The following is a 3,225-nucleotide window of genomic DNA, read 5'->3' on the forward strand; positions in this document are numbered from 1 at the left end:
CGGTGGGGGCGGCGCCGCGGAGGGGCCGGGGATCAGCCGTGGAGGTAGACGATGCCGAGTTTGGTGAGCTGCCAGAGCTGGCCGGCGGCGCCGGTGTCGGTGGCGAGTTCGACGGCGGGGTTGCCCTTGGCGTCGAGGGTGGTGCCGGGGGCGATCACCTTGGTCGGGTCCTGGGAGTCGGCGATCTTGTAGCGGCCGCCGCCGGCCGGCTTGAGGACCCAGTGCTGGTTGCCGCCGCCGTTGCAGCGCCACTGCTGGATGCGGGTGCCGGCGGCGGTGGAGGCGGCGTTGGCGTCCAGGCACATGTCCCGGTTGCCGCTGAAGTCGAGCTCGTAGCTGCCGCCGGCCTTGGCCTCCAGGACGAAGGACTGGTTGAGCCCGCCGGTGGCCGGATAGGTGATGGCGGCCCGGCCGTTGGTGGAGTCGCCGTAGGTGCCGCCGCCGGTGAGGTCGAGCGCGTTGCCGCTGGCCGCGTTGGTGAGCTGGTACCAGGAGCCGTCCTCGGGGACGTCCGCGAACGGCTGCCCGGGGGTGAGCGGCTGGATGGAGGTGGTGTTCTGCTGGTTGAGCGTGCAGTAGGCCTGCGCCAGTTCGGGCTTGGCGAAGAACTGGCCGAGGCAGACGCCCTCGCCGCGGTAGCCGGCCACCCTCAGGTGGTACGACTGGCGGACCATGTTCATGCACAGCCCGGGGATGCCGATCTGCGAGTCGCAGCCGTTGCGGGCCCACTCGGCGAGGTTGATGACGTCCCCGTTGCTGTACTCGTACGGGGAGCTGGTCCACTCCGCGCAGACCTCGTGGCCGAAGGCGACCCGCCGCTGGTCGAGGTAGCGCACGCCGGGCACCTGCTCGGCGGCGCCGCGCAGCGCGTCGCTGAAGGTCGGCACCACCCAGTTGTGGCCCCAGGCGAGGTCCTCGGGGAAGGCCGGGCAGCCGTCGGCGACCTTGCCGAGGTAGTCGTTGCGCCGGATGTCCGGAGTGATCGGATTGAAGTACGACTGGTAGACCAGCTGGTACGAGGAGTCGGCGTAGCCCGCCTTCCGCATGGTCTGCCGGATGTTCTGGAGCGCCGCGACGACCTTGGGCTGGACCCGCTTGGCGCGCTGGACGATCTCGTCGCTGCCGATGGTGTCGCGGCAGCCCTGGTCCTTGGGGATCGGGAAGTACTGCGCGAGGCAGTGCATCATGATCCCGCTGAAGTCGAAGTCGTCGTTGGCGCCGATCGTGACGACGACCATCTTCACGTCGTACTTGCCCGCCGCGTCGGCGAGTTTGACGTCCTGTTTGGGCTCGCCGAAGTCGCCGCTGCCGGAGCCGGTGACCTTGGCGAGTTCGGGGTCGCTGACCAGGTCGCCGGTCTGGGCGCCGGAGCAGGCGAGGTCGATCGGGGTGACGCCGGGGATGTCGGTGACGAAGATCTCCGACTTGGGGTGCCGGTGGCAGTAGTTGGTGGGGCTGTCGGTCTCCGGGAAGTAGCCGTCGTTGGTGTCGGTGCCGGCGCCCTCCCCGGAGATGGCGCTGTCGCCGAGGGCGACGATGGCGGCCGGGCGGGTGGCGCCGGCCGCAGGAGCCGGGTCGGCGAGGGCGGCGGGAGCGCCGGCCAGGCCGAGGGTGGCGACGAGGGCGCCGGTGGCGAGCAGCGCGCCGTACGGGGAGCGGCGCGCCACCGTCCGGGGCCGCCGCGCCGCTGTCAGTCGGGACCTGATCACACGCGACTCCTTGCGGGGGGTGGGGGGCCGCCCGGCCGGGCGCCGAGCGGCGCGGAGCAAGAAAGGTGAGCAGGTCTCATATTCTAGGTACTGACAAGTAACGCAACAAGGCTTGTGACACCGCCGGAACCTGACGCCCCGACACGCCCCCGGACATGCGGAGAGCCGCCGCCCCGCGCCCCAGGAGGGAAGCGCGGAACAGCGGCTCGTACCGGCCGAACCGGGAGCAGGATCAGCCCGCGTTGGCGCAGTGGTTGCCGAACGCCGGGTTGAGCAGGCCGATGACGTCGATGGTGTTGCCGCACAGGTTGACCGGGATGTGAACCGGAACCTGAACCTGGTTGCCCGAGATGACACCGGGGGAACCCGCGGCGACACCCTCGGCGCCGGAGCTGGCCATCGCGGTGCCGGCGCCGGCGGCCACGATGCCCACCACGGCCGCGCCGACGGCGGCGGTCTTCTTGATGCTCATACGAGCCTCCTGACTGTTCATACAGAGATGCACGGGGAGTGCGACATCAAGAACGACACCCACCCGGGCCGGTTGCGACAGTGGACGCACTGTCACCCATCCGGCCCAACGGAGACGGCGACCGGCATTCGGGTGATCAGCGGACCGGACCGTTTCCCCTCGCACGGTGCCTCGTTCTCTCTGGCGGAACACGATCCACCCGGCCCCCTTCACACGAATCGAGTACCGCCCATGCGCAAGCTCGCCCACGGCGTCGTCGGCACCGCGGCCGGCGCCGCCCTGCTCGCCGCCGGCGCCGGCGTCGCGTCCGCCCACCACCTGCACGGCGCGTCCGCCGAGGGTGTCGCGGCCGGCTCGGCCGGCGCGGTCTCGGGCAACTCGGTGGAGGTGCCCGTGCACATTCCGCTCAACGTGTGCGGCAACTCGATCGACGTGGTGGGCCTCCTGAACCCGGCGTTCGGCAATAACTGCCTCAGCGTCTGACCGGGAATTCCCCTGGTCGCACCTCTGCCCGAACCGCTCCCGGCCGTGCGGGAATTGTTCGCGAGGTGCTGGAACAACGCGGCGGCCGCGTCGACGCCCGAGCCATGGGCGAAACACGCCGGTGTGCGCCGCCGGAGCGACAATCACGGCAATCCCCAGAAACCAGCGGGTGAGTATTCGTGCTCGCCCGGCTCCCGACATTTCCCATCCGTCGGGCAGAAAACGGAGGAAAGACATGCGCAACTTCAAGAAGGCCGCCGTCCTGTCCCTGGCCGCCACCGGTCTGGTCCTCGGTGCCGCCGGCGGTGCGTTCGCCAGCTCCGGCGCCGAGGGTGTGGCCGCCGGCTCCCCCGGTGTGCTCTCCGGCAACCAGCTCCAGATCCCGGTGCACATCCCGATCAACCTGTGCGGCAACTCCATCAACGTCATCGGCCTGCTCAACCCGGCGTTCGGCAACACCTGCGTCAACGCCGGCTGAACCGGCCGTCGCCGCACCGGCGACAGCTGATTCACCGAGTGGGCGGGGGGGGGCGGCGGGGCGGGGCGCGGGGGGGGCGCGCC

General features: G+C 70.8%; 4 protein-coding genes. 2 read left to right on the forward strand and 2 right to left on the reverse strand.

Features of this window, described 5'->3' with window-relative positions; genetic code table 11:
• Positions 1-32 precede the first annotated feature (32 nt).
• Both ACFV61_RS10170 and ACFV61_RS10175 read right to left on the reverse strand, forming a co-directional pair.
• On the reverse strand, positions 33-1,709 hold the full coding sequence (locus ACFV61_RS10170; protein ID WP_380428451.1) for an RICIN domain-containing protein: 1,677 nt from the start codon (positions 1,707-1,709) through the stop codon (positions 33-35).
• Positions 1,710-1,941: 232 nt separating this feature from the next.
• A complete protein-coding gene (locus tag ACFV61_RS10175; protein WP_380491029.1) occupies positions 1,942-2,181 on the reverse strand; it encodes a chaplin in 240 nt (79 codons plus the stop codon).
• Positions 2,182-2,412: 231 nt separating this feature from the next.
• Between ACFV61_RS10175 and ACFV61_RS10180 the strand changes: the two genes are divergently transcribed.
• Complete coding sequence (locus ACFV61_RS10180) at positions 2,413-2,664, forward strand: chaplin (protein ID WP_380491031.1); 252 nt, start codon at positions 2,413-2,415, stop codon at positions 2,662-2,664.
• A gap of 235 nt (positions 2,665-2,899) precedes the next feature.
• A complete protein-coding gene (locus ACFV61_RS10185) occupies positions 2,900-3,142 on the forward strand; it encodes a chaplin (protein ID WP_380375485.1) in 243 nt (80 codons plus the stop codon).
• Positions 3,143-3,225: the final 83 nt, after the last annotated feature.

This window comes from Kitasatospora sp. NPDC059817 (assembly GCF_042731835.1).
Lineage (GTDB): Bacteria > Actinomycetota > Actinomycetes > Streptomycetales > Streptomycetaceae > Kitasatospora.